Origin of the sequence: Devosia sp. Root105, from assembly GCF_001424865.1 — a bacterium.
Taxonomy (GTDB): domain Bacteria; phylum Pseudomonadota; class Alphaproteobacteria; order Rhizobiales; family Devosiaceae; genus Devosia_A.
The window spans coordinates 1-25860 of the sequence record NZ_LMCR01000019.1 but is presented as its reverse complement, the minus strand read 5'-3'; the positions used below and the strand labels follow the sequence as shown (position 1 = coordinate 25860).

At 61.3% G+C, this 25860-nt stretch carries 20 protein-coding genes and 1 tRNA gene; 15 read left to right on the top strand and 6 right to left on the bottom strand.

Going from position 1 to position 25860, the window contains the following annotated elements:
• Window positions 1-558: 558 nt before the first annotated feature.
• The 4 genes from ASC68_RS22550 to ASC68_RS22535 all read left to right on the top strand — a co-directional run bounded on the left by ASC68_RS22550 (window position 559) and on the right by ASC68_RS22535 (window position 8016).
• Entirely contained in the window at window positions 559-2934 is a 2376-nt protein-coding gene (locus ASC68_RS22550; RefSeq protein ID WP_156387422.1) for an ABC-three component system protein, read from the top strand.
• Window positions 2931-3578 (top strand): ABC-three component system middle component 1, encoded by a 648-nt coding sequence (locus tag ASC68_RS22545; protein WP_055884496.1) that lies wholly within the window; start codon window positions 2931-2933, stop codon window positions 3576-3578. The genes ASC68_RS22550 and ASC68_RS22545 overlap by 4 nt, the downstream gene beginning before the upstream one ends.
• The gene (locus tag ASC68_RS22540; RefSeq protein WP_055884493.1) at window positions 3575-6712 is read left to right on the top strand and encodes an AAA family ATPase; all 3138 of its coding nucleotides are present in this window, start codon (window positions 3575-3577) and stop codon (window positions 6710-6712) included. The genes ASC68_RS22545 and ASC68_RS22540 overlap by 4 nt, the downstream gene beginning before the upstream one ends.
• A 95-nt stretch (window positions 6713-6807) precedes the next feature.
• Complete coding sequence (locus tag ASC68_RS22535; RefSeq protein ID WP_156387421.1) at window positions 6808-8016, top strand: hypothetical protein; 1209 nt, start codon at window positions 6808-6810, stop codon at window positions 8014-8016.
• 377 nt (window positions 8017-8393) lie between these two features.
• Here the strand turns inward: ASC68_RS22535 and ASC68_RS22530 are convergent, their stop codons facing one another.
• Both ASC68_RS22530 and ASC68_RS22525 read right to left on the bottom strand, forming a co-directional pair.
• Window positions 8394-9248 carry a DUF4238 domain-containing protein gene (locus ASC68_RS22530; RefSeq protein ID WP_282569969.1) on the bottom strand — a complete coding sequence of 285 codons (855 nt, stop codon included), beginning with the start codon at window positions 9246-9248 and terminating at the stop codon, window positions 8394-8396.
• Window positions 9249-9302: 54 nt separating this feature from the next.
• Window positions 9303-10706 carry a DUF2235 domain-containing protein gene (locus ASC68_RS22525; protein ID WP_055884485.1) on the bottom strand — a complete coding sequence of 468 codons (1404 nt, stop codon included), beginning with the start codon at window positions 10704-10706 and terminating at the stop codon, window positions 9303-9305.
• Window positions 10707-10871: 165 nt separating this feature from the next.
• Between ASC68_RS22525 and ASC68_RS22520 the strand changes: the two genes are divergently transcribed.
• The gene (locus tag ASC68_RS22520) at window positions 10872-11441 is read left to right on the top strand and encodes a site-specific integrase (protein ID WP_055886105.1); all 570 of its coding nucleotides are present in this window, start codon (window positions 10872-10874) and stop codon (window positions 11439-11441) included.
• On the opposite strand, the gene ASC68_RS22515 is transcribed toward ASC68_RS22520, so the two are convergent.
• The 4 genes from ASC68_RS22515 to ASC68_RS22500 form a co-directional block, all read right to left on the bottom strand.
• On the bottom strand, window positions 11438-15115 hold the full coding sequence (locus ASC68_RS22515; RefSeq protein ID WP_156387420.1) for a hypothetical protein: 3678 nt from the start codon (window positions 15113-15115) through the stop codon (window positions 11438-11440). The genes ASC68_RS22520 and ASC68_RS22515 overlap by 4 nt on opposite strands.
• Before the next feature lie 347 nt (window positions 15116-15462).
• A complete protein-coding gene (locus tag ASC68_RS22510) occupies window positions 15463-16164 on the bottom strand; it encodes a hypothetical protein (protein ID WP_055884479.1) in 702 nt (233 codons plus the stop codon).
• A gap of 183 nt (window positions 16165-16347) precedes the next feature.
• Window positions 16348-17589 (bottom strand): site-specific integrase, encoded by a 1242-nt coding sequence (locus tag ASC68_RS22505; RefSeq protein WP_156387419.1) that lies wholly within the window; start codon window positions 17587-17589, stop codon window positions 16348-16350.
• A 199-nt stretch (window positions 17590-17788) separates the two neighbouring features.
• Window positions 17789-17863: transfer RNA gene (locus tag ASC68_RS22500), tRNA-Thr, on the bottom strand.
• 384 nt (window positions 17864-18247) lie between these two features.
• Here ASC68_RS22500 and murA point away from each other — a divergent pair.
• From murA to ASC68_RS22445, 10 genes are all read left to right on the top strand, one after another.
• Window positions 18248-19534 carry a UDP-N-acetylglucosamine 1-carboxyvinyltransferase gene (gene murA, locus ASC68_RS22490; RefSeq protein ID WP_055884470.1) on the top strand — a complete coding sequence of 429 codons (1287 nt, stop codon included), beginning with the start codon at window positions 18248-18250 and terminating at the stop codon, window positions 19532-19534.
• A 10-nt stretch (window positions 19535-19544) separates the two neighbouring features.
• The gene (locus ASC68_RS22485) at window positions 19545-19859 is read left to right on the top strand and encodes a hypothetical protein (RefSeq protein WP_055884467.1); all 315 of its coding nucleotides are present in this window, start codon (window positions 19545-19547) and stop codon (window positions 19857-19859) included.
• 487 nt (window positions 19860-20346) lie between these two features.
• On the top strand, window positions 20347-20775 hold the full coding sequence (locus ASC68_RS22480; RefSeq protein WP_055884465.1) for a DUF2948 family protein: 429 nt from the start codon (window positions 20347-20349) through the stop codon (window positions 20773-20775).
• Window positions 20775-22067: a histidinol dehydrogenase gene (gene hisD / locus ASC68_RS22475; protein ID WP_055884462.1), complete on the top strand. Its 1293-nt coding sequence runs from the start codon at window positions 20775-20777 to the stop codon at window positions 22065-22067. Before ASC68_RS22480 ends, hisD begins: the two co-directional genes overlap by 1 nt.
• Window positions 22068-23033: a UPF0262 family protein gene (locus ASC68_RS29445; RefSeq protein WP_082528395.1), complete on the top strand. Its 966-nt coding sequence runs from the start codon at window positions 22068-22070 to the stop codon at window positions 23031-23033.
• A 312-nt stretch (window positions 23034-23345) separates the two neighbouring features.
• A complete protein-coding gene (gene infA / locus ASC68_RS22465) occupies window positions 23346-23564 on the top strand; it encodes a translation initiation factor IF-1 (RefSeq protein ID WP_055048078.1) in 219 nt (72 codons plus the stop codon).
• A gap of 49 nt (window positions 23565-23613) precedes the next feature.
• Window positions 23614-23832: a translation initiation factor IF-1 gene (infA, locus tag ASC68_RS22460; protein ID WP_035082742.1), complete on the top strand. Its 219-nt coding sequence runs from the start codon at window positions 23614-23616 to the stop codon at window positions 23830-23832.
• An 8-nt stretch (window positions 23833-23840) separates the two neighbouring features.
• On the top strand, window positions 23841-24479 hold the full coding sequence (locus tag ASC68_RS22455; protein ID WP_055884460.1) for a Maf-like protein: 639 nt from the start codon (window positions 23841-23843) through the stop codon (window positions 24477-24479).
• A gap of 1 nt (window position 24480) precedes the next feature.
• Complete coding sequence (gene yacG, locus ASC68_RS22450) at window positions 24481-24696, top strand: DNA gyrase inhibitor YacG (protein WP_055884457.1); 216 nt, start codon at window positions 24481-24483, stop codon at window positions 24694-24696.
• A 223-nt stretch (window positions 24697-24919) separates the two neighbouring features.
• Window positions 24920-25860, top strand: a 941-nt coding sequence (locus ASC68_RS22445; protein ID WP_055884456.1) for a DDE-type integrase/transposase/recombinase, incomplete at its 3' end; no start/stop codon positions are given.

Sequence of the window (25860 nt, the reverse complement as noted above, 5' to 3'; positions counted from 1 at the left end):
GAGCCGAAGATAGGGGTGACGAGCTTCAGGAGTAACCGGACCAAAATGTAAGCTACCACGCAGTTCCTTACATTACTATCTAAGTAGCTGATCTTGTTGACAATTAATTCGCGGCCGCACTCACGCCCGAGCACAAACATAAGGTTGCCCGCGAAACTGCGCGAAAGAGTTACGTTTGGTGGCCCGCCGCGAGCTCTTCTGGCCCAAAGGGGACATTGGTCTCCTCGATCACAGCGTCCCAGCCCGGAGCTGTCGCTTGGCAGCGCTCAGCTTCCATTGTAGCGCCGCCTTGCCACGGCGCTCAAACTCAATGCCCGCTGTCAGCGCAAGGATGCAAAGCAACCTTGGGCTGTGAAATGCAGCCGTTGCGGACGGAAAACGTCCTTGGCGCGCCTGTGCAATGCCGGATAAGTAAGGAAGGAGGGCGCATCAACTAGATTGTGGTCGTACCACCTGCTTCGACGACGGTCGTGCGGTTGGAAAAGCCTATCAACAACACCCCGCCTCCCGGTCACTATTGTTTACCGCGCTCTGTGCGGCCTACGGATTTCCACATCAATGGCAAAAATGACGATGGATCACACCGACTTGATCAACGCCTCCCAGGCCCCGTCTGCAAAGGCAGTCTATTTTGTCGGCCCGTTCACCTCGCGCATCACTTTCTATTCGCAGCAAGTTCGCGCCCTGCGCCTCGCCCATGCAATGCACGAGCTGGATCTGATCAAGACTGGGCAGCAGGTCGCGATCGTGGGCGCCGGCGCTGCCGGTTCGACAGTTGCCGCTGCCCTTGCGTTGCTCGACAAGCAGGTAACTCTATACGATCCCGCAGCGCAGATCCTGCAGCTCCAGAGTGCGTCATCGCGCTTGCTTCACCCGCACATCTATGAATGGCCTGCACGGGGGTCGCTTGATGATCGGGCCGGCCTGCCCGTGATGGATTGGTCCGCGGGAACGGGCGGGGTGGTGTGTAACGCACTGCGTGGCGAGTTCTCCAAGATCAGTGCGCCGCTGTCCAACCTGATGTTCCGCGCAGGTCACAAGCTCGTCGGCATCGTCCCCTCAGGCCCAGCGTGGCAGCTCACTTTCGAAACTTCGGACGGTCCTCAGACTCGTATCTTTCAGCACGTCGTTCTGGCCATGGGATTCGGCGACGAACGGCCGGCTGGCGATGTCGTACCCGAAGACTATTGGCGGCCGGGCGCGGTCGGCACGTCGGCAACCGAACCCGTCTCGGGCGCCACGTATGTCGTAAGCGGCAATGGCGACGGGGCGTTGACGGAGACGCTGGGACTGCTCATCGATGGCTTCGAACATGTTAGTTTTACGAGGAACTTCCTCGGGTTCTTCCCAGGGGACGAGCTTCGTATCGCGGCCGGCGCGACTTTCACTGGGGCAGCATTTGAACAAGACATCGGGGCGAGCCTCCGCAGCAACCTTCTCCCAATCCTGGAGATGCACGGCGTACTGGACCGATTGCGCACCATGCTTCGCAAGGATCGGATCGTCACAATCAATTCGAGTGGTCCGCTTTTTGCGGCCGGCCGAGCATCACAGCTAAACCAATGCATGGTCTTGGCGCTGCTCGAGGCAGCCGGCACGGAAGGGATCACGGTCCAACGCACCAGAGGGTTCGTTGCTGGAACGTCGAAGACAACTGATGGCACCGCTCTGGAGGGCATCAGCGTCGGCAGTACGCCCTATACAGGGTCATTCAAACATGTCGTTCTGCGTCATGGCCCCGACATCAAGAAGCGGTACGTGCCCGCGGCCACGCTGATCGTCGACTACGAGGCGCACCTGGCTCCCCTGCTCGAAGCCGGCCCCGCTCTTGCGGCGCCGCCGGTCTTAGACGAGTCAACCTTTGAACTGTTCGAGCAGCTCCGCATCCGAAAGATTGCGGATCATGCATCGAGGCCTCAGCAGCTCCTCCAGGCCGATGAGGCAAAGCGGATTGTGGAGATCCTCGTGGACCCGGCTGCGCATGTTCTTATCGAGCGCGGCAGCCACGGGTTGACCGACGTGGCCGTCGCCTGCGAGCGACTCCCCAAGCGCGTTACGGTCGATGTCCATGTACTGCCAAGTAAGTTTTCGGAGGCGAGAGATCTCGTCCGACTAGCCAAAGGCAGCGCCGGCAAGATCGATCTGCGGGCACATCCAACCGTACTGAATGAGTGGACTGAGCTGTTGCCTGGCATCTCAGCCGCTCCTGATCCTACCTCGGTTCGCGCGGCGCGGGATTATGACGGGGCTCAGATTATGGCTGGCGTTGATGCTTGCCTGATGCGCGCACTGGACAGCCGCGTTCAATCCGCCATCGCTCTTGGGCAAACCCCCCCACTGAGCAAGCTGTCGACCCCACTTCTTGCAGAAATCGGCAAAACCTGGAAGGCGTGGCAGCCAGATCTCGATGCGAACCCCTCGGTACGCTTCGATTTTCTTCGCTGGCTCGCGCAAGTCGACCAACAGGAAGTAAGCCCATGGGACGGCGATCACGGCAGCGTCCAGCGGATGGCTAACGCGCTCATTATGATTATGGCGGCGAATTGCCAGCAACCCCTTGCACCAAAATCAATTGAGCGCGGCAATCTCGGGTTCGCGGCTGACGCGGTTGCTCTGGGCACGGGCTGCGAAGTGATCGGTGCCGATCCCATCTCCGTCCGGAGGGAACCGGATGACTGGGGTGTCGATGCCCTTATCCTTTCGGCCAGCGGCGAGGTTAATGTCCGCAACCCTGCGGGCCGGGTTCTCGACGGCGGCACGATCGGTAACACCGTAAGAGCCGCCCGACGCGTCAGCCCGGCCATCATTCAAAACAATCCATTCTGGCGAGAGCGCTGGGCCGGTGATCTCGACAAGTGGAAAGAGGCTGTGGCCGAGGAGTTCGCCGCCTTGCGGGAGCGTCAGGACGACCAGCTAAACGGAGTGGCAAAATGACGGCGGAACAACTCAGGGACCGACTGATTGCTTCGGCCATGACCCTAGGCTGGACGACGGCACTCGTGCCGGAATTCACGCGCCCTCAATTCCGTGGCCGGTCGGATGAAAGCAGCGTTGCGCTTCCCATCGGGGCCTATGGTCTGCGCCTCGGCAACTATCCTACAATCGTCGCGCCCGTCGTGCTTGGCAGCGTGGAAGAAATGCAGACCTCACTGCGCAGGCTGCACAGCCAGATGGTGATCGCGCGCTCTTATATGCGTGCCGAGGAAGTCATCAACGCCCACCTGATCCTCTGCGCTGCCGATCCCTCACCTGACGCGGACTGGCGCAATGTTGTCGATCTAGCCGAACGGGACGAGACGGTTTGCCGCAAGATCATCTGGATACCTGACAAGGCGGCGCTCGACGCCTCGTACAAGGAGTTTCTAACCCGCACGTTTCTGGCAGCGCCGTGGCGTGAGGCAGACGAACAGTTCAATGCCCCGCTCGACAACAACCAAGGGTTGGCACAGCGGATCCTGGTTAACCGCGGCCTCTCCCGCGAAGTTGCCGACCAGTGGGTCAATGCTGTTCGGCGAATGAGCGACGATCCGGACGCTCTGGTCGTCGAGTTGGTCTCCGCCCGAGGGGCAGCCCAATGAACCAGATCTATCTCACCGGCATCGAACTCGTGCAGTTCCGCAGCTTCTCAAAGCTTAAGGTGGAACTGGCAGCACAACCGAGCGTCCTAATCGTCCACGGCAGCAATGGACTCGGCAAATCGTCTCTCTTCGACGCGCTGGAGTGGACGCTCACCGACAACATCGATCACTTCCGTCCGGCGAATGGGTACGACAAAGTAGGCAAGTACCTCTGTCGTTGGCGCGACGAGCCCGGCCCCACAACAGCTGCAATGAGCTTTTCGGATGGCACGATTATCGAACGTCGGCTTGCCTCGCCGCAGGCTGTCACCTCGACCCTGGCCGGCATCGAGGACGTCGCAAAATATCTTCGGGCCGATGACTGGAAGCCGTCGATCGGTGCTCTCAACCGCTATCTACTGCTGACCCACTTCCTGGGACAATCGACGCTTTCGCGGCTCACGCATCGATCCGCCGACGAGCGGTTCGAGATCCTCAAGGAGGCCGCGCAGAGCGCCGAACTCGAAGCGATCGGTATTGCGATGCATGGAAAGGGCAGCAATGCCGCCGCACGCGCTTTCACCAAACGCATCAACGAACTCGAGCGCGACGTCAACGACCACCGCAGCTTGCTCGACCAGGAGGGCGAGCTCTGGCAAGGCGCGCAAGCTTCCGGTGCGATCGATGATGAAGCCGCTCGGGCGTTGGTTCAGCAAATCGCGAGCGCCTTAGGCCGCGGAGAGGTGGTCGACGGAAGGAACGTGCCTGCATCCGACGGCATCGACACGCTCGACGATGACGCGCTACAGACGTCGATTGATGCTGCGGCCGCCGCCGCCAGGAACCGTCGTCTCGCGATCACGCAGTCGCGGCTTGTCCTTGACGAGCAGGGTCGGAATGCCCTCGACGTAGCGCAGAAAAGAGCGGCAGTAGCCGAGGCGGAGCGCGAACTTACGACCGCAGCCACGTTGGCAACGCAAGTCACGGCAGATGCCGCCGCAAAACGCAGCGAAGCGGCAGCGACACTAGAAGCACTTACCGCAGCGCGAAACGGGCACGTACAACTGGCCGGTTTGCGTGAGGTAATGGCCCGCCTCGCCCAGCTGCAACAAGACCGCCAGCAAGCGGCGACTTCGCTGTCCGAGGCAGAGCAGTCACTCAGAGGCGCCGAAAGCGAAGTCGAACGGGTGGAGCGGCGGCGCCAAGTCCTCGCTCGACTCGAAGGCGAGACCATAACGATCGACGGCCAAGTCCTTTCAGCGCGAGAGGAGTTCGACCGGACTGTCCAGTGGCTCACACGATCGGGTGGGCTGGACGTGCTGCGGGAAACGCTCGCCTCAATGGAGCGCGAGAATTCGTCCATCGATCAGGTGGTCGCCGCTGCCGAGGTCATGCTGAGCGAAGCAAGGCGGGTGGCAGATGTGCAGGGGTCGCTGCTTGCCGAAATGAAGACGTCCGTGGGCGCGCTGACCGCAGCCGTTTCCACAATCGCTGCTAATCTGCCCGCTGATGCATGCGACTGCCCGGTATGCGCAACTCCCTTTGAGAGCGCCGAAATTTTGCACGGCCGGGCCTCCCTCGCGGCCCAGCGTCTCGCACCTCTGCTCGTCAGCCAAGAGGAGGCGTCGCGGGCCGCGCAGAACGCGCTCAACGCAGCCGCCGAGCAGCTGAAAGCGGCGCAAAGTGTCCAAACTCAGATTCGGGGGGCGCGTGAACAAACCCTCGCAGAGCAAACCCAGAACGACCAGCTGCTCGCGCGGATCGCCTGGCCAGGTCCTGCAGACTTTGTTGGTCTCAACGCTTATCGACTCGGGCTGGTGTCGAGACTTGAGACCCTTCAGGCGAGACGCGAACGTCGTGCGCGTTGGATCGCCCGTCTCGCGCCAGACGACGTTGGCACCGTGGCGGATGATGCCACCAGAAGGCGCGACGATGCTCTGCGCCGGCGGGAAACGCTGGCGCGCAGCCTGACGGATCTCACAGCTGCCGAGCAAAGTTCCGCGACTGAGGCTGCCACTCGGGCGACGTCGCTTCTTCCCGCGGAGCCAACCCCGCTTGGTGCCGATCGGCTTGCATCCGCAATCGACGCTGCCGCCGAGGCCCTGCGACGTGCTCAGGAAGCGTCCGACGCAGCGAGCAACGTCGCCGCTGAGTTGGACGCACGCGCGGCGGCGTTGCAGCAGGCCGGCGCCAGCGCAACAGCCAAGAGGAAGGAGCTGGCCGACCAACTCGCGCAGGTTGTTTCAGATTCACAGCGCACTCGAGCGCAGTGGCGGCAGCTCGGATGGTCGGAAGAGGGTCCAACGCCGTTGGATTTGGAAAGCGCAGATCAGCGACTGGCGGCTTCCGAAAGCGCGATCGAGGAAGCGACTACGCTCCTCCGTCGACTTCGTGAGGGCCGCGAGGCGTGGGCGCGGCAGCAATCCCATCGCGGGGCCTTCGAACGATTGCGACTGGTAGCGGACCTGGCGCCCAACAGCCAGCGTGATCAGATCCGCGCGGTAGCGCAGAAGAACCTACTCGACAAACAACGGCTGCTCGATGCGACGAAGCAAGCCAAGGACATTGCGGGCCTTGCAAGCGCTGATATTGCCAAGGACGTTGAAGACTTCAACGCCGAGTATATCCTGCCCCTCGACGCGCTGATGAAGCAGATCAACCGAGCGATCCTCTGCGATCCCCGGGTTGGCATCGACCTGCATGTCAAGCGTAAGAAGATTGAGCAGAGCGCATCGAGTAACGGGGAACTACCAACGGCCATTGGCCAGATCGACCCGCTGCTTGTACACAGCGAAGGCCAGATGGCGGCCCTAGCGGTCAGCATGCTGTGCGCGGCAAATCTCACCTATCCCTGGGCGCGATGGCGCGCATTGGTCCTCGACGATCCGCTCCAGCACAATGACGCAATCCACGCGGCTGCTTTCGCCGACTTCGTTGGCAACATGGTGCAGCAAAAGGACTACCAGGTCCTACTTTCCACTCACGACTTGGGCCAGGCGGAATTCCTGCAGCGCAAGTTCGACGCGCGCCGTATCCCGTGTGCCACCTTGAGCTTGCTGGGACGGGGCAAGGAAGGTGTCGAATGGGTGTACAAGAATTCGCGGCTAAGCCATGAAGTTACCGCTGCTGCCCGGCCTCCGGCCGCCAGCGCTTGAATCGGTGGCTTCCCGAAAATGCTGAGTGCCATCGCAGTCGAGCGAACTGAATTGAGCAGCCGCGAGGATAGCTGCACTGTTGAAATGGGAGCGGCGTGTTCGATATGGACTTCGACCCTGGTGTAGTGTTGATCGTTGGCGCGGGGTTTTCGGCTAATGCTGGCTTGCCCTTGGCGAGCCAGTTTACTTCTAAACTACTCGATGTCGACGGATTGAGTGACGAAGGACCCAGCGCTGTTCAGGCCGATTTCTTGAAGCGTTTCGTCAACGACACCTTTAACGGGGGACGGGAGACTCCAGAGCAAAACTGGCCAGAACTGGAAGATATCTTTACTCTCATCGATCTTTCGGCAAACACGGGCCATCATCTTGGCAAGGAATATTCCGCAGCCAAGTTGCGAGTTGTCCGGCGTGCGATGATTGTAAGGATCGTTCGTATGCTTCAGCGGGCACATGGGAGTCACCTACGAAAAAGGGATGCGAACGCCAGGTTACTTACGGCGCTCTTTGATAATTTCCGTCTCGATAACACTGCCGTGCTGAGCTTGAATTGGGACATGGTCTTCGAGCGCGGGATAGCGCTGCGGCAACAGGTGGAACAGGTCGACTACGGGTGCAACGCGACAGCCGCAAGGTTTGGAGATGGCGAGGTAAAGCGTCAGGCGCGTGCTACTGACGACGAGGAGGTTCTGCATCTACTCAAGCCACATGGCTCCATCAATTGGCTCTATTGCGATGCATGCCGTGAGCTCTTTTGGGTGCGGTCGGCCGATACCGAGCACGTCGCTCAGACCCTGTTCCAAGAAAGGGATTGGCGAGCTATCTTGGATCCCGCACTCGGCGGCAAATTTCCGAGGTCCCTTAGTCCCCATTGTCCGCACTGTAGGTCGCAGTCGCTTGGTACCCGAATTGCGACTTTCAGTTACCGAAAGGCGCTCGACTTTCCGATGCATGCTGCCACCTGGAGAACCGCGGAGTCGTACCTCAAGACGGCTGCGCACTGGGTGTTCTTTGGGTATTCGATGCCTGCTGCTGATTTTGAGTTCAAGCACTTGTTAAAGCGCGTTCAGCTCACCGAGAGGATCGCTCCGACTATTACCGTCATCACCGGGGGCGATGCGAAGGCTGCGAGCGACACCATCAGGCGGTACGACAGGTTCTTTGGCGACGTCCCCAAAGAGCGTTTCTGCTTTGATCACGGATTGACCGAAGAAGTGCTCGACCATCTTAGCGGGATTGAAGCTTTGCGGTTGCGAAAACCGGTCCGGAAACGCAGTAGACCGAGACCGTTAGCGGCAGTATGACCAAAGCCATGCTCGGCCCATTTACGTCGCTTTGGACGTAGATGCGAGATGCTGGCTGAGCTGCATCCACGAGAGACGTAAGGTTCCCCACAGTTTCTTACATTCCCAGCTAAGCCGTTGACCACGCAGACGATAATTTCGCGCTGGCTCGCCGCGACCTGGGAGAACATAACGTTCAGCTAGAATGCGTAGTGAGACGTTATTTTCGGCGCCCCACACTGGGCGTTCGCACAGAGTGCTGAGCCTAACGGCCGACGTCTAAAGGCTGCTGAGGGCCGCGCCAGCAGCTCCCACAATCGCTTCAGCACGAAGCCGAGGCCGACCTCGGCGCGCCCTTCTTGACTGCGGTCGCGGCGCCCTCACCAACCTCAGGCTGTCTATCGTTGATTTGCGAGGGAAGTGAGGAGGGCCAGCGAGCTCGAGACCAGTTTCGTGCTCGACCGCCACACTACCCGATTCAGCCTTCGAATACTCTCCCCGGAGAGCTCTGAAGTGTGCTCGGTGCCTCTGGCGCCGCCAGGGGTGATTGCGACGTCGTGCGAAATAGGAAGCCAAAGCTCGACTCGGTGATCTCGTAGATCGTTAGTATCGGGTGGGCACAACTTTACAACGGGCCGACTTCCGAGCACGAAAGACTTTCCGCTTGGTGCGAGTGCGACTGCCAAGCCCCGACCATCCAGGACCGCCATTGCGCTGGGATTTCTGGCATTCAACGCACCCACCTTTGCATTGCGCAGTACCCGCTCGCGGAAACTGGGGTCAGACAAGGACGCCGCGACTTCATAGGATGGTTCTCTGCCAAGCCGCTCTCTCAAGGCATCGACGGCCCCATCGAGCATCCCGTCCAGGTCCTTGGCGGTCATTAAGCTCTCTCGCAGTTCCGGCACACGTCGCCACTGCTCGAAAAGGAAAGCATCCACGCATTCCTTCTCCGACTTAGTCAGGGAGGGTAACTCTCTGGTCCGCGCGGCGATGATCACTTTCTGGAGGATAGGGGCCGCGTCACTTTCCAGACGTGAGTAGGCTAGCTCCTGGGACGCGTCCTTTCGCCCTGCTTTGTCGATCGTCGAGTAAAGGTGCGGCTTCGCGAGAATGCTGCTCGGATTGCGCTCTTCGATACGTGCGTCAGGCTTGTTCTTGTCGAGGTAGTAGACGCGCCCCGACGCCGTTGCGAAGTTGCGTACCAGCATCTCTGGAACGTAGTGGTGTTTACGCGGAGTTGATGCTATCACAAACCTCCAGGCATCGGGCGTAAGGGTTATGTGGGAGCGCGCGCTCGGATGATTTCAATCGCTGACCTGAACAGCGCTTTTCAGCGTCGGAACCCTCAATACCTGCCCAACGTAGATGCGATTGGGATCCGAGACTTTGTACTTGTTGGCCGAGTAGATCTCCGGCCAGAGTTCTGCGTTGCCGTAGAAGCGAAGGGCGAGCTTCGACAGCGTATCCCCCGCCACCACTACGTGGAGGTTGAAAGGAGCGCTGTTGGCATCCGCGCCGAGACCCAATTCCTCTGACTTAAGCGCATCGAGGCCGGGCGCGGCGGAGCGAAGTGATCCCGGTCGGTAGGCACTCCTATCTTTTAAGTTGGCTGCATCGTCCTTCCACCGCCGCCTTGCACTTTGTGCAACGTTTGAGAGCGTATTTGGACCGGCCCTGTCGGCCTGATTCAGGTTCATAAGAAACCCTCCCAGACTAAATCGACCGGACGGCGTGACGTTGTCGACGTACTCTGTGTGATCCGGGCGTAGCTCAAACACACGCGAGCCCCTTCTAAGGTCGAGCTCAAGCCCTGCGTGTCGTGCGCCATCCCAAATCCATTCCAGAGCAGCGTCAGACAGACCGCGCCTGTCGCCGCCGCCGCCGACGCCGCCATGCGTACCTGGGAACCAACGCTGCTGATAGGGCGCGTCGTCAGCGTCTCCTGCAACGCCCCGGACCTTGTTGAGTTCGTCGATGTTCTCCCAAAGAGTGGGCCCGAAATCGACCCGCCGCTCATCTAGTGCGACTGCGTGTCTAGCCTCCTCTACGAAAGGCGACAGGTTCAGGTCGTGAAAACGGTACTTGCCGCTGGTCAGCCCAAATCGAGCGACGCTTTGGGGAATTCCAAGAGCCCCTACAGTGTCCCACACACCTAGATAGCGAACGCGAAGGCGGGGACTCGAACTGGCCGTGTAGTCCGCCATGTTGGCGACGCGCCAGGCCTCATCGGCTTCAGATACAGTTGTCTCTTCCGAGTAGGTAGCTCTGAAGCGCGCCACCTCTTCGCGATAGCCTGGACTGTCAGTTCTGCGCTTGTACAGCGCGACGGCCTCGTTGGCCTTGGCCGCGTCCTTTCGACTGAGGATGCCAACCGTCGCAACTAAGCCAGCAAAGGAACGGGCAGTGAAGGCTCCGCGTGAAAATCCAAAGATGTAGATCTCATCGCCCGGGGTATGATTGAAAAGGAGCGCGCGATAGGCGTCTCCGAGGTTCTTAAGCAAGCCAGCGCCGAAGACGCCCCCTGTCCACTTTTCCCACTGTCCGGTCCCCACTCCTTCATCATAGTACACGACTTGAACGTCACCATCGCGTGTTTGGGGAAGTACACTCTCGGCCGTGAGAACGACGTTAGTTGGAAACGGCGCATCGATGCGATTCCAAGTGCCGTCAAAGCAGAAAACCAGTCGCTTCTTTCCCGTATCGTTCATTCTGCCCCTCAGATTTGGAATCGACGCGTTGTGATCGATACTATCAGATTTCGGCTCCATCGTCCCGGGAACCAAATAGTTCTGGCAACGATCATTTCGTGGTCGTCCTTCGCGTCAAACGACAACATAACAATTCGCGTGAAACCACGCAGAAAGGGTTATGTGTTGAAGCAAGCTAAGGTGCTCACGGACGCGGAGCTGAAGCGTGTCCTCGCAGTAATCGCGCAGAGTCGGCATGCGGCGAGGAACCGGGCGCTGGTCCTGCTGAGCCACTATGCCGGGATGCGAGTCGGAGAGATTGCCGCGTTGACGTGGGGTGACCTGCTGGAGCCCGGTGGTGACATCGCGCGGCAGTTTTTGCTGAAGGCCGCACACACCAAGACCAACGAAGCGCGGTCCGTGCATATCGGTTTGAAGCTCTCACGCGAGCTGGCAGGGCATAGAAGTCGCCTTAAGCAAGAACCGAAGCGGTCGGCTCCGCTGATCGCTTCGCAGAAGGGAGGTGCGTTCTCTGCGAATAGCCTCTGCCAACTGATGGGGCGCATCTACGCGAGCGCTGGCGTTTCAGGGGCAACCTCGCACAGCGGTAGACGCTGGTTCATAACGCAGTTAGCGCATTCCGGTGTCTCGCCCAAGGTCATCATGACCCTTGCCGGACACCGAAGCCTCGCCACAACGCAGCGCTACATTGACGTGAACGACGCGATGCTAGCGCGTGCCGTAGAAGTGCTCTAGTCCGCGCTCGCTGTCGCCATGGTGCCCTCCAACTGGTCATAGGTCAGCAGTGTTACGGCGTGGCCAATCCGCTCGGCAGCAAAGCTCATGGGAACGGTGTGTGCAAAAACCAAGGCACCGTCAATGTGCACTCTAGTGAGCTTAAGGTAGGACTGAAACGCTGCGGCGTTCTCCCGTGCAAGCTCCATCCGCTTGAGATGCTTACCTAGAAGGTCCGGTCGTCCCTTCTCATCGGTCTGGCCACGGAATTTGTAGAGCTGCTTAGCAATTTCGCTGGAAGTCTTGGCGAACTGGAGATCCTTGCATTCGAGCAGCATGACACGCCCGTCGGGATGCCAGGCCAATACGTCAATATCACCCGGGTCCTCGGATAGCTTGCGGCCGAGCACTTGGCGGAACGTCACCCGTCGTTTGGCTTGCCATCCAAAGCTCTGCAAACGAGTGACGACTCGTTCTTCAAACTCCTCTGCTTCCTTCGCAACGATGTGTTCTCTCCAACTTCGCATCTCTCTCGTAGCAATCGAACTGAGGTCATACTGGCCGTAGTAGAAATTGTGGATCAGGACAGCGAAAGCGTCGCGGATCATGCCGGGCACGATCACGACGTCCGATTCAGGGGGCGGTTCCAGCCGAAGAATTGGACGCCGCGCAGCGGACAGTCGCCGCCGGAACCGCCATGGCTGCCGATCCTGATCGGTAAAGGGCTGTGGGATAGTCTTCCAGCCGCTGCGCGGGAGTAGTTCGAGGGACGCAACGAACTGCTCTGCGCAATCGACATGCTCGGCGAGGTATTCGAGCAGTGCCGGCCTGGGTAATACCTCCCATGCCTTCCCGGTCTCGACCAATCGATCCTCCAACGCCTCAAGTGCGGTGCGGAAGCTCGCCAAAGACACACCCATTTCCGCTTCCCACGCAGCGGCAAAGCGCGCGTCTGTCCGGTCGGTCGCCTGTTCTTCGGTGAATGGAGCCGGATCGTGCAGGAGCTCTGAGTAGTCGCGGCGGCTCCGGTCGATCTGCCCGCTAACAAATGACTCACCTACCGGGGTCACGATTGCGTCGAAGAACGACACGTCGATCTGCACCTCGCCCGCTGGAGAGATGCGTATCTCGGGGCGCATGCCTTCATAACGAATGGCATCGGAGTAGCCTCCGAGGTGATGGATCATCATCGCAAGAGCCATAAGGTTGGAAAGGTCGAAATCTGCAACCTCGAAGCCAACGCCCACCGGACACTCGCAGAGCGCCGCTTCCAAAATGACGCGGCTCGCTTGACCGGTGGCGTTAGCTTTAAGAATGCTCTCATAGACCTCTTCGCGGGTTTCCTGAGGGTTTGCCGAAAGGTCGAGGACGGCGCCCGAAGTCCTCTCCCATCGAGACTTGTCGACAATGGATGCCTCGTGATTCTCCACGACGCGGCGAATGAGGGCGCGCCTCTCGAATTGCCTGAGATGTCCGCAAAACATCTCCTCCGCCGCGGTGGTGATCGCGTTGAGGACCTTCGTGCATTCGTCACGCCCGTGAACCGCCCCTCCTGGACGAGGAAGACCATGCCAACCCAAACCCAACCGCTGAGATGCATCATCAAACCGACTGATCTCTACGATGTTACGGGAGACCGATTCACGAACATGATCGCGGAAATCCTGGGGAGCGAAGGCATGAAGTTGCCGCGCCTCTGGCGAAGGGACGATCTCACGCACAAGCTCGTCAAGATCGACCTCGGCACCATCCGCCAGAGTGACAACCTGTGCGAGGAACGCCTCGATGAGAGTCACCTCCGACACGTTGCTCGGGTGCGAAAGGCCGTGAAAGAACGGTAGTCCGATTTCAGTGGTGACAACACTTCCGTCGTGATCACAGGATGCTCGGATGGCTGCCTTTAGCTCTTCCCTAGGCCGTGGGTCGATCTCTTCCGACCTGATATTGGGCCACGCAGGCGTGACGAGCTTCCATGTCAGAACATTTGGCAGCCCCGGTATGTGCCGCGCCAGTATCGGGGCAAGGCGCTCCATCCATACCATCTGCATTTCAAACACCGGGTAGAGGTACGAGCGTGCCCCCGACGGTATGGTCTCAATCCACCATGTCCGGTTTCCCGATCTCCATGCGCCGCGATACCGGAGTGCTCGGGCGTCGAGATGTGAAACATAGACTCGCTGCGTGTTTTCCGGCGAGCGCTTCCCGCCATCCTTGCGGCGAATAACGAGTACATCGCCTGCCGGGTCAGAGACCGCATGCTTATCGAAGCGGGCATGATGCTCTGCCCTAAGCCGCAGATGCGCATTTGTCGGCACCACGAGCGTGGCGCCGTCGGTGCCATCCGGCATGGCTTCGTGCGGTACGACGTGACCATTATTGTCGTACGCAAAGGCAATGCGGGCCAGAAGCCCGTTAATTGCCATCAATGGAAAGCCCATGTGGGCAGCGGTACCTTCGGCAATCAGGAACTTGAGCAGTTCGGCAATGGTGAAGTCGTGTCGCCACCCCAAAACGTCGAGGTCATAGCTGCTGATGCCTTCGGCCAACCAGTGGCCGGGCCGGGTAAATTCAACCAGCTGCCCTCGGCCGAAGCCGCAGAGGACAATCAGCGAAAAACCGAGTTTGAACCCGGGACGGGTTTTGATCTCGCTGGCGGCAGCGTCAATCGCCTGCTGAAGTTCTGCATTTGTCTCGTCGGATGGACCGGGCTGACCGAAGCCGGTTTGCCGAAAGCCACTGAAATCGTCGGTGAGTAGGATGAGCTGAAACCATAAGCCGGGCTGAAATTCGACGGGTTCGGATGGAACCACGGCGGAATCCGGCTTCATTTCCGTAGGAGTAATATCGATGCGCGAGATTGCCGGGTTCAAAGAGAGTTCGTCTGTCTGGGCGATGAGAAGGCCGGTTCGCAGCGCGAACTCGGCTCCCGTGTTCTGACAGGTTTCAATCACCGCGCGTCGTATGGCCGTTGCCATAGCGGACGGCAGCGCCACGACGATCTCATCGCCAAAGTCGATGAGCGGCTGCCGCTCCAGCGCACTGTCACCATACCCACCGAAGCCGACATCACGCTTCGTGGGAGGTAGACAGAACCCACCCAGCGCCCGTCGGCTGATACCCGCGACTGCGAGGTCACTATCCGAGAAGGTCACGCGCGCTGCTAGCGTTTTGAGTGTGGGTAGGTCATCCACCGGGAGCGCATCAGAACCGTATTCGCCGCCGAGACAAAAGGCATCCAGTCCCGCGCGAACACAGACAAGGTCGGAAAGCGCTAGCATAGCACGGCAGGATTGCTTGAGGGCGCCGTAGACGCTGTGGTCGGGCATATTCTCCACGGCAGTCAGCATGTGCTGCAGATGATGGCCGTTTGCCTCAGCCAGCCCTTCAAGCACCCGGTAGTTTCGCCCGTCCATATGTACACGAGCGACAAACACGTCTTCGGCGGCATCTTCCATATGCGCGAAGACCTGCCCCACCTGTTTGAACCACCGGGCTGCATCCTGGTTGTTCGGCTTCTTCTTGCCGGCTGCGCTGGCAACGATGAGGTGGCAAATGGCCTCAAGCCGGACGGTATTCGCCTGAAGCTTCGGAGCCGTCAGCAGTCCACCTGCGGCAGCCACGCTGGTCTTCACATCGTAAGGACGAAAAATCGTCCCAAGACGTGCTGCCTGCGATCGGACCAGTTCGGTCAGCATTTGCTGAGCCGCAAATACGTTGTCGGGAAGCGGGTGCATGGCACGAGTCTAACGGGGCAGCCCTGCGCCAACAACGTTCTGACCGACCTGCCTCAGTCCGGTTGGGAACCGGGCACTAACTATCCCGCAATTCTTCGAGGAAGAAGCCCGCGCCGAGCGTCGAATTTCTGAATCATCCGAGTGCGTTGCTTGCGACCTTGTGCAAGCCGATATTCGGCGGCCGGTGCGGCTGAGGACACGAGAATGCTTGAGACAAGACGCAGTGAGCGATGCCGCGTTCACCTAGCGTTTGAACAGCGGAGACGACCGCGACGAGGGTCGTCTCCGCCCCCTAAGCCTTGCCAAGTCTAGAGAGCGCTGCCCTGAGCGACATCCTTGGTTTCCCTCCAGAACGGCGTCGGGAAAATGTCGATAGGCGTCGCGCTGCATTTTGGACAATGCCACATGTTCGACCCCATCTGCACGCCCGAGAACTTTCCGTCGCAGTGTAGACAGTACCAGTCTGGCGAAGGTTCGCCCTGCATTAGCGGGTGAATCACCCGCCCCTGTGCGTCCGGCTTCATAGAATCGAGTGGCCAATCGTCGGCAATGCGGGCCCGAAGCCTGACTGCGGCCTCGTTCAGCAGCTTCATGGCTTCGGCCAACACTTCAGGATCGTCGATTGCGCAGGCGCCGTAGGTCTCGACCTCAGCAGGCTCCGAAGGTGCGTGTCCGAGATGAATGCACCAGCGTTCGCCCCAGATGAGCACATCCATGAAGTCTTCGGTCAACGTGCATTTGTGCCCCTTTAGTTCCACCAACGTGTCGTTCGATGTGTCACGCGGTGGCGCTGGATGCCTTATGTCGTAGAAGAGGTTTTCAGCGCGCTCGACCTGCAGCCATGTAGGTCGCCAGCCTTTATCGTAGGCTTTGGTGAGTGCAGTCCAACGCGGGAAGTCGCAGATTTGCGCGATGGTATCGAGGGCGTTGTGGTGTGGCACAACCATGCCCTTCGCGAACGTCTTGGCCGCGATTTTCAGGGCAACGAGGTCTTCATGATCGCTATTCATTGGACAGTTCCTGTGGTGTACGGATCTGACCAGGTGCCCACTGCCAATCGATCCGCCCAATCGGGAACGGTCAAGTTGGTACGATCTAGAAAAGCACTGACATCGCTTCGCAGCTGGTGGGCACACAAGCCTGTGCTTAAGGCTCAACGGCGAAGCTACCAGATATCGACCCGTCGTCAATTGTCAGTTGAAGCTGCCTTCCAACTGCTCGGCCACATCGTCCGGCACGACATCCGAGTAGTACATCTCGATCATCCGAACGGACGTGCGCATGTTGATGGCGAGCTTGTAGACGTCCGTGCCCTTCCGGATTTGGTTCGACGCGTAGGTGTGGCGGAAGCTGTAGGCGGTTCGCTCGCGTCCGAATGCATCAGCCTTCAGCTTGGCCGCAATCAGCAGCTGGTTCAGGCTGTTCTTGATGGAGCCGATGCGATTGCCATCGACGTTGGCAAACACGGGATCATCCGGCTGGGGCTCCCGTCCGTGCAACTTGGTGTAGGCGTCCCATAGGTTGTCGAACGCGCCGAAGACACCGACGTTTGGTACCAGCCGCTGCGGTTGCTTTCCCTTGCCGTAAGCGTCAATTCGTATGCGACGCTCAGCAATCGGCTTGTTCCGCTCCTGCTCAAACCCGACGATGTGAGCCCAATTCAAGTTGTACAGCTCGGTCGGGCGCATACCCGTGTCGACGGCGATCGAGATGAAGCAGAAGAGTACCAAGCGTTCGTACTGGAGCTTCTCGTGCTTGGCCATTTCGGCGATGCGCTGCTCAGCCAGCGACAGCAGCGTCGAAACCTCCTCGTTGGTGAACGAAGGGCGCTTGTTGGAGCGCTCTTTTCCTAGCTCAAGCTTTGGAATGGCTGCGCGGTTGATGAACCCGCTGCGTGCGGCATAGTCGAACACGGCACGCAGCGTGACAGCTTCCTTCCGAAGCGTGGCCAACTCTGGTTCCTCATGCTTGACCGGACGCAGAACCTTCCGACCTTTCCGAAGGTACTCGATGTGGTTGAGGTTCTTGCCCGGTCCGGTGGTCCAATAGGTGGTCCGCCACTCCACGTACTCGTACAACTTGGGCTCATGTATCGCGGTGATCGGCGTCTTGCCGAAGAACTCGAGCAGATACCTCTGAATGACCCCTCGATGCGCGACGTACGTGGCGTGCTTCTTCGCGTCGGTTTCGTCCGCCTTGATCGATGCGAGAAACTGCTCGGCCAGCCGATGGAATGACATCTTGCCTGGCAGGATGTTGTGCTCGGCTCGGAACACGGCACGCTGGTATTCGGTCGCAGCATTCTTAAGCGCCTCGTCGTAGTCCGGCGTCTTCAAACCGATGCGGATTTGGCCCTGTTTGGGTAGCGAGAACCTTAGCCACCAGTTAGCACTGCCGGCCCGCTGGTACACCGAGTAGGGCTTGTCGCTGCTCAAAACCGTCACCACCCAAGAATTACTTTGGTGCCCCAATGCGCTAGCTCTGTGCTAGCACGGTCCAAAACGCTCGGGCTAACCCATTGAATTTGCTGAGCCGGATCGTGCTGCGCTAGCGCTGCGCTAGCTTAGCGCAGGACAGTCTACGGACAAACCGAAACCGCAAGTCGTTGATTTTGCTGATGTAAATTTGGAAAAATGGTGCTGCAAGAGAGGATTGAACTCTCGACCTCTCCCTTACCAAGGGAGTGCTCTACCACTGAGCTACTGCAGCGAACGCATGGCGTGGGGCGAGGCCCCCGGCGGCGTGGGGCGGTTACTGCCACAGGGCTTTGGCTGGTGCAAGCGCAAAAAGCTTGCAAACGGGCTACAGCAGCGAACGTGGCTTTGCTGCTAGGGTGGCGCGTGAAATCGAGTGACGTGAAGGCAAGGCTGGACGTGGCTGACGACGCGGCGAAGCGCGAGCAAAGATTGGCCGCAAAGCTTCGGGAGAACCTGAAGCGGCGGAAGGAACAGGCGCGGACCCGGGCGGCGGGCACCGGCAAATCTCTACCCGAGACGGAAGCAGACAGCACGGCCGATGGGGCCGCGTTGAAGCCGCTTGGTGACTCGGATAGCTAGGGGCGAGAGCAGAACGCTCCGCAGTCGGGAAGACAACATGGATCGCATTCGTCTGGTGGGTGGCAATGAGCTCAGGGGCGAGATCCCCATCTCGGGCGCCAAGAACGCGGCGCTGCCGCTGATGATCGCCTCGCTCCTGACCAAAGACCCGCTGGTGCTGGAGAACGTGCCGCGGCTGGCGGACGTCAACCAGCTCGAAAAAATCCTCGAGAATCACGGCGTCGATATCGCCGTGCATGGCCGCAAGGCACCGACGCTCGAGGGCCAGCGGATGACGCTGCAGGCCGCCGAGATCGTCGATACCACAGCGCCCTACGAGCTGGTCTCGACGATGCGGGCGAGCTTCTGGGTGATCGGGCCGCTGCTGGCGCGGGCGCATGAGGCGCGGGTGTCGCTGCCGGGCGGCTGCGCCATCGGCACGCGGCCAGTGGACCTGTTCCTCGCGGGGCTGAAGGAACTGGGCGCCGAGATCGAGATCGACGAGGGCTATGTGGTGGCGCGCGCCCCCAAGGGCGGGTTGCGCGGCGCGCGCGTGGTGTTCCCCAAGGTGACAGTGGGCGCAACGCATGTGCTGCTGATGGCGGCGACGTTGGCCAAGGGCACAACGGTGCTCGAGAACGCCGCGATGGAGCCCGAGATCAGCGATGTCGCCGAGTGCCTGGTGAAAATGGGCGCGAAGATTACCGGCATCGGCACGCGCACGCTCACCATCGAGGGCGTCGATGAGCTGCATGGGGCAACCCATGCCGTGGTGGCGGACCGGATCGAGACCGGCACTTATGCCATGGCGGCGGCGATGACCGGGGGCGACGTGCTGCTGAAGCATGCGCGGGCCGAGCACCTGCAGGCAGCGCTCGATACGCTGGCGCTCGCAGGGGTAGAGATCAGCTCGGAAGCGGACGGCATTCGGGTCCGACGCAACGGCAACGGCATCCAGGCGGTGCATGCCGAGACGCAGCCGTTCCCGGGGTTCCCGACGGACCTGCAGGCGCAGTTCATGGCGCTGATGACCATGGCCAACGGCACCTCGCAGATCCGCGAGACGATTTTTGAGAACCGCTACATGCATGTGGCCGAGCTCGCCCGCTTCGGCGCCGACATCAAGGTCGATGGCCAGATGGCGACCGTGACCGGCGTGCCGCAGCTGAAAGGCGCGCAGGTGATGGCGACCGACCTTCGCGCCTCGGTGTCGCTGGTGATCGCCGGGCTCGCGGCGCGCGGCGAGACGGTGGTCAACCGGATCTACCACCTCGATCGCGGCTTCGAGCGGCTCGAGGACAAGCTGAGCGCGGTTGGCGCGGAGATTGAGCGGGTTACGGGGTGAGCTGTCGGGAGTGACCATCGTCGTGCCCATGGCGCTTCCGCTACTTGCGGCGTTGATACCGGGTCTCCGAACCTGGCTCGCGATAACTGCGTCGTTTGGGCTGTACGTCTGGCTCACCTGGCCAAGTTGCGAGCTTGGCCACGGGGATAAATGCTCCCTTGCCTACCAACTGTCATGGCTTACTGCCCTTGTCGCCGGAGGCGCACTGCTGGCACGCGGCGGGCAGATTGCCTTTCTCCCGTCCCAGCGCTGGTGGGTACGCATTCTCGTCTGCCTGGCGGGGATGGTGATCGGCTATGTGATCTATGGCACGTTCTTTTCTTAGTGCCGCTGATCGCTGCTGCCGCCTTGCCCCATAGCTCGAGTCAGAGGGGTATCTCTCCCGTACTGGGTCGCTCCCCGCTACGCTCCCCGCTACGCTCGGAGCGCGCGTCGCTTTGCGATGCGATACCCCTCTCCGCCCTTCGGGCACCTCCGGGCGAGGGCTCCGCCCTCGTCCCGCGACCTTAAGGGGAGAAGGCACCACGCACTCCTTTATGTGCGAGGCCCCTGCCACTGCAGGAAGCGACTGAGAGTCTGGCCGCCCCCTCCACCAGCTTCGCTGGTCCCCCTCCCCCGCCACGCGGGGGGGGATCACGACTGAGAGATCCCTNCCCTCCACCAGCTACGCTGGTCCCCCTCCCCCGCCACGCGGGGGAGGATCACCGCACCGCCGGTGACTCATAGCGATTGCCCCCCCGGCGCTTAGCTTGTAGATCGTCTGTCGGGCCCCCACTTGCTGGTCAATTCCACCGTTTCCGGACCCCCAACACATGACCGATCTCAAGCTTCTGGCGCTTGATAGCGAAGACCTCGACGTGATTTCGGCGACCACGCAGGACGCCATCGTGCGCGTCGGCGATATGGGTTACGCCAAGGCCGACCAGCGCTTCGCCATGCTGATGAACCGCTATGCCTGGGAGGATGGCAGCAACGCCAAGGCCGGGGTGCGGAAGCGCGCGGCTTTGCACTTCGACCGGGTGACCGGGGTGAAGGTTGCGGGGATCGACACCAATTCGCTCGAGGGGGCGCTGGAACTCTTGACCATCCGCTTCACCGAGAACGCGGCGCCGAGCGGCTGGGTCGACCTGGCGTTTGCCGGCGGCGGCACGGTGCGGCTGGAAGTCGAAGTGCTGGAAGCCCGGCTGCAGGATCTGGGCGCCGCCTGGGCGGCGAAGGTCAAGCCCGAGCACGCGTCGTAATGCCAGTTATTCTGGACAGCCGGGATGCCGGCTTTGCCGAAGCTTTCGAGACGCTGCTGAACTCGAAGCGCGAAGCTTCGGAGGAAGTGGGCAATGCGGTGGCCACGATCCTCGCGGACGTGAAGGCGCGCGGCGACGCGGCGGTGATCGAGTACACCGAAAAATTCGACAAGCCGGCGCAGGCCGCGTGGGCGCTGCGGGTGACCGACGAAGAAATCGCCGAAGCCAGCGCCCGGACCTCGGCTGAGGTGCTGTCGGCGCTGACCGTGGCGCATGAGCGTATCCGCGCGCACCACGAAAAGCAGAAGCCGCTCGACCATGTCTACCAGGATCACCTCGGGGTGACGCTGGGGACGATCTGGACGCCGGTGGAAGCGGTGGGCATCTACGTGCCGGGCGGAACGGCCGCCTACCCTTCGTCGGTGCTGATGAACGCCGTGCCGGCCAAGGTCGCCGGCGCCAGCCGCATCGCCATGGTGGTGCCGATGCCAGGCGGCGAGGCCAACGACGCGGTGCTGGCCGCGGCCAAGATCGCCGGAGTGACCGAGATTTACCGGATCGGCGGGGCGCAGGCGATCGGCGCCTTGGCCTATGGCACGGCAACCATCGCGCCGGTCAGTAAGATCGTCGGGCCGGGCAATGCCTATGTGGCGGCGGCCAAGCGCCAGGTGTTCGGCACGGTCGGCATCGACATGATCGCCGGGCCGTCGGAAGTGCTGGTCATCGCCGACTCCTCTGCCAACCCGGCCTGGGTGGCCGCGGACCTGCTGGCGCAGGCCGAGCATGGCGGCGGGGCGCAATCGATCCTCATCACCACTGATGCGAGGCTCGCCGACCTGGTCGAGGACGAAGTGTGGCGGCAGATCGAGCTGTTGCCGCGGGCCGAGATCACCCGCGCCGGCTGGGAAGAGTTCGGCGCCATCATCACCGTCGCCTCGATGGCGGAAGCGGTGGAGCTCGCCAACCGCATCGCGTCCGAACATGTGGAGCTGGCGATCGAGGATCCGCAGGCGCTGCTCCCCAAAATCCGCAATGCTGGTGCCATCTTTCTCGGGCATCACACGCCCGAGGCGATCGGCGATTATGTGGGTGGTTCGAACCATGTGCTGCCGACCGCCCGCTCGGCGCGCTATGCGTCCGGCCTGGGGGTGCTCGATTTCATGAAACGGACCTCGGTACTCGGGTGCGACCCGGCCTCGCTGGCGGAGCTGGCTCCATCAGCCCGGACGCTGGCGACAACCGAGGGGCTCGGGGCGCATGAGCGCTCGATCGCCATACGGCTCAATCGCTAGATGGCGCTGACGCCGCGACAGTTCGATCCGAATAGCGATCGCATCGTCGCCGTGACGCTGGACCCCAACACCATCACCTCAGTCGACCCCGACGAGGTGCATGAGTGGCGCATCGCGATTTACGACCTGGTCGAAGAGAACGTCTTCGCTCCGGCGCGGGTGAAGGCGACCGGGCCCTATGCGCTGCACGTCTCGATCATTTCGAACTACATCGTGCTCGATGTGCGCAACCCGGACACCTATGAGCCGATCGCCGCGCACTATCTGTCGCTCACCCCGTTCCGGCGGCTGATCCGCGATTATTTCCGCATCCGCGAAAGCTATTACGATGCGATCAAGACCGGCTCGACCTACCAGATCGAAACCGTCGACATGGCGCGGCGCGGCCTCCACAACGAGGCGGCGGAGCTGCTGCGCACCCGGCTCGACAACAAGCTGGAGATGGACCTCAACACCGCAAGACGGCTGTTCACGCTGATCTGCGCCGTGCAGCCCTTCGCCAGCCGGATCGACGAGCGCGAGTCGAACCTGCCGACCGTGCTGTTCGTCTGCTCGATGAACTCGGTGCGCTCGCCGATCGCCGCGGCGCTGGCCCGGCGGTTCTTCCCCGGGCGGCTGATCGTCCGCTCGGCCGGGGTGCGCTCGGGCAAAGCCGATGGGTTCGTCCACGAAGTGATGGAAGAAATCGGCATCGATATGAGCGTCCATACCCCGCACACCATGGATGAGCTGGTGGCCAACCATTTCGACCTGGTCATCACGCTCTCGACCGACGCGCCCGAGGCAGTCGAACGGCGCGGCCTCGAGATGGGGGCGATCGAGCACTGGCCGATGCCCGACCCCACCGAGACCGAGGGCAACCGCGAAGCGGTGCTCAGCGCCTATCGCACCCTGCGCGATACACTGCAGCAGCGGGTGCGCGAGCGGCTCGACAGGCTGGTGGCGGCGCCGGCGAAGGTGGGGTGAGCGGGCCCATGCTCGATGTCGTCCCCGCGAAAGCGGGGACCTCTGTTTGCGATGGTGCAGAAGGCCAAGAAAACAGAGGTTCCCGCTTTCGCGGGAATGACCCGGTGGCTCGTTGAGAGAGACGGCCCGTCTGCCTGCAGTCAGTGCGCAAACGTCACCCACTTCTCAAATCGTACCTCATTCCCCATATCAACAGAGCATCCCCACCCGCGGGTGGTTCACAAACCGGGCGACATCCAGTATAGGTGGCGCCCAATTCAAGCCCCCGACATTGCCAGTAACGTGTTTCGCGGGGCCGTCTCAGGAGAGAGAATGGCTAAGGAAGAAGTGCTCGAATTTCCGGGCGTGATCACGGAACTGCTGCCGAATGCGACTTTTCGCGTGAAGCTGGAGAATGAGCACGAGATCATCGCCCATACGGCGGGCCGGCTGCGCAAGAACCGCATCCGTGTGCTGGCGGGCGACAAGGTGCTGGTCGAAATGACCCCCTACGACCTGACCAAGGGCCGGATCAACTACCGCTTCAGGTAAGATCCGGAAGTGCGGCGGGTGACACTGCCGCGCTGCTGATGGAGACAGTATGGCTAAGGAAGAAGTGCTCGAATTTCCGGGAGTGGTCACCGAACTGCTGCCCAACGCGACGTTTCGGGTGAAACTGGAAAACGAGCACGAGATCATCGCCCATACTGCCGGCCGCATGCGCAAGAATCGCATCCGTGTGTTGGCCGGTGACAAGGTGTTGTGCGAAATGACACCTTACGATCTGACCAAGGGCCGGATCACCTACCGCTTCAAATAGGGCACCCAATGGCCAGCCGTCCCGAGCTTATCCTCGCGTCCGCCTCGCCGCGGCGCCTCGCGCTGCTCAACCAGATCGGCATCGAGCCGGAACATCTGGTGCCGGCGCATATCGACGAGACGCCGGAAAAGGGCGAGCTGCCACGCAAGCTCGCGCAGCGCCTCGCCGACCAGAAGGCGATCACCGCGCAGCACAAGGCCAAGACCACCGGCATCGCGGGCAACGCGCTGGTGCTGGCGGCAGATACCGTGGTGGCCGTGGGCCGCCGCATCCTGCCCAAGGCCGAGACGATGGAAGAAGCCTCGGAGTGCCTCAGGGTCCTCTCGGGCCGCTCACATCGGGTGTTCACCGCCGTCACCATGCTGACCCCGTCCGGCCAGATGCGCAAACGCCTGGTCGAAACCCGCATCCGCTTCAAGCGGCTCTCGGCGCGAGAGATCGAAAGCTACCTCGCCAGCGCCGAATGGCGCGACAAGGCCGGCGGCTACGCCATCCAGGGCATTGCCGGGGCGTTCGTCCTGAAGCTGCAGGGCTCCTACTCGGCCGTGGTCGGGCTGCCGCTCAACGAAACGGTGGGCCTCCTGGCCGGTGAAGGCTATCCGGTGCACTTCAACTGGTTGAACCAGTCGAACCTCACGGCAGTCTGAGATGACCGCCGAAATCATCAAGCTGAAGCCAACCCGGCCCTGCCCGATCTGCGGCAAGCCGTCGAGCCAGCAACACCATCCGTTCTGCTCGGGCCGTTGCCAGGACATCGACCTCAATCGCTGGCTCAGCGGGAGCTATGTGATCCCGGCCGAGCCGATGGAGGTGGATGAGGAGGATGGGGTTCCCAAGGTCGATGAGGCGGAAGACGAGGAGTAGTCCGTATCGTTTGCTCTGCAACTCCTCACCGGCCGTCATCCCGGCGAACGTGTGTTGTTCCGGCGGATTGGCGGGATGGACTCGGTGTAGAACGAGGCGTTGCCTTTGTCAGGGAGCGCTTGGGATGGATCTGAAGTTGCACGCCAANGTGTGTTGTTCCGGCGGATTGGCGGGATGGACTCGGTGTAGAACGAGGCGTTGCCTTTGTCAGGGAGCGCTTGGGATGGATCTGAAGTTGCACGCCAATGCGACGACGACGCCGAAGACGCGGGCGTACATTCAGGCCAGCACGGCGAGCGTTGCGGAGCTGGCTATCGAGCTGGGTGTCAACGAGAGCACTGTGCGGCGCTGGAAGGGGCGCACCTCGGTGGCCGATCGCTCGCACACCCCGCACCAGCTTAAGACCAGCCTGAGCCTGACCGAGGAGCAACTGGTGGTGGCGTTGCGCCAGGAACTGGAGCTGTCGCTCGACGATATCGTCGAAGTCATGCACCGCTGCTGCAATGACGCGCTCAGCCGCAGCGCCATCCACCGCTGCCTGCTGCGGCACGGCATCTCGCGCCGGCCGCTGCCCTCCAAGCCGGCGGTGGGGCGCTTCGAGCCGGCTCCGGTGGGCTTCATCCACATCGACCTCAAGCACCTGACCCGGCTCGAGGGCCATCCCAGCTACGTGTTCGTCGCCATCGACCGGGCCACCCGGTTCGTCCACATCGAGATCATTGAACGGCGCGACGCCAGCACCATCGCCGCCTGCCTGGTGCGCTTGCTCACCGCCTTCCCCTATCCGGTACACACCATCCTCACCGACAACGGTGCCGAGTTCACCGATCGCTTCGGCGCCGCCCGCTGGCGCAACCCCAGCAAGCCCACCGGCAAGCATGCCTTCGACCTCGTCTGCCGCTGGTACGGCATCGATCATCGGCTCACCCGCCCATTCCACCCGCAGACCAACGGCATGGCCGAGCGCTTCAACCGCCGCCTCGCCGACGCTCTGCGCAGCCACCCCGCCAGCGGCAATGGTGGCAAGAACAGGTTCGCCTCGCATGTCCAGCGCGACGCCTTCCTCTACGCCTTCGTCGACAGCTACAACAAAACCCGCCTCAAATGCCTCGACTACAAGGCACCCGCAGAGCTCCTCGCCAACCTCACGGGACACAACACGAA

Excerpts from the sequence above, each read along its gene's own strand:
- ASC68_RS22550 (WP_156387422.1), top strand. The coding sequence starts at position 559 with ATGGCAAAAATGACGATGGATCACACCGACTTGATCAACGCCTCCCAG.
- ASC68_RS22545 (WP_055884496.1), top strand. The coding sequence starts at position 2,931 with ATGACGGCGGAACAACTCAGGGACCGACTGATTGCTTCGGCCATGACC.
- ASC68_RS22540 (WP_055884493.1), top strand. The coding sequence starts at position 3,575 with ATGAACCAGATCTATCTCACCGGCATCGAACTCGTGCAGTTCCGCAGC.
- ASC68_RS22525 (WP_055884485.1), bottom strand. The coding sequence starts at position 10,706 with ATGAACGATACGGGAAAGAAGCGACTGGTTTTCTGCTTTGACGGCACT.
- ASC68_RS22515 (WP_156387420.1), bottom strand. The coding sequence starts at position 15,115 with ATGCTGACCGAACTGGTCCGATCGCAGGCAGCACGTCTTGGGACGATT.
- ASC68_RS22510 (WP_055884479.1), bottom strand. The coding sequence starts at position 16,164 with ATGAATAGCGATCATGAAGACCTCGTTGCCCTGAAAATCGCGGCCAAG.
- murA (WP_055884470.1), top strand. The coding sequence starts at position 18,248 with ATGGATCGCATTCGTCTGGTGGGTGGCAATGAGCTCAGGGGCGAGATC.
- ASC68_RS22480 (WP_055884465.1), top strand. The coding sequence starts at position 20,347 with ATGACCGATCTCAAGCTTCTGGCGCTTGATAGCGAAGACCTCGACGTG.
- hisD (WP_055884462.1), top strand. The coding sequence starts at position 20,775 with ATGCCAGTTATTCTGGACAGCCGGGATGCCGGCTTTGCCGAAGCTTTC.
- ASC68_RS29445 (WP_082528395.1), top strand. The coding sequence starts at position 22,068 with ATGGCGCTGACGCCGCGACAGTTCGATCCGAATAGCGATCGCATCGTC.
- infA (WP_055048078.1), top strand. The coding sequence starts at position 23,346 with ATGGCTAAGGAAGAAGTGCTCGAATTTCCGGGCGTGATCACGGAACTG.
- infA (WP_035082742.1), top strand. The coding sequence starts at position 23,614 with ATGGCTAAGGAAGAAGTGCTCGAATTTCCGGGAGTGGTCACCGAACTG.
- ASC68_RS22455 (WP_055884460.1), top strand. The coding sequence starts at position 23,841 with ATGGCCAGCCGTCCCGAGCTTATCCTCGCGTCCGCCTCGCCGCGGCGC.
- yacG (WP_055884457.1), top strand. The coding sequence starts at position 24,481 with ATGACCGCCGAAATCATCAAGCTGAAGCCAACCCGGCCCTGCCCGATC.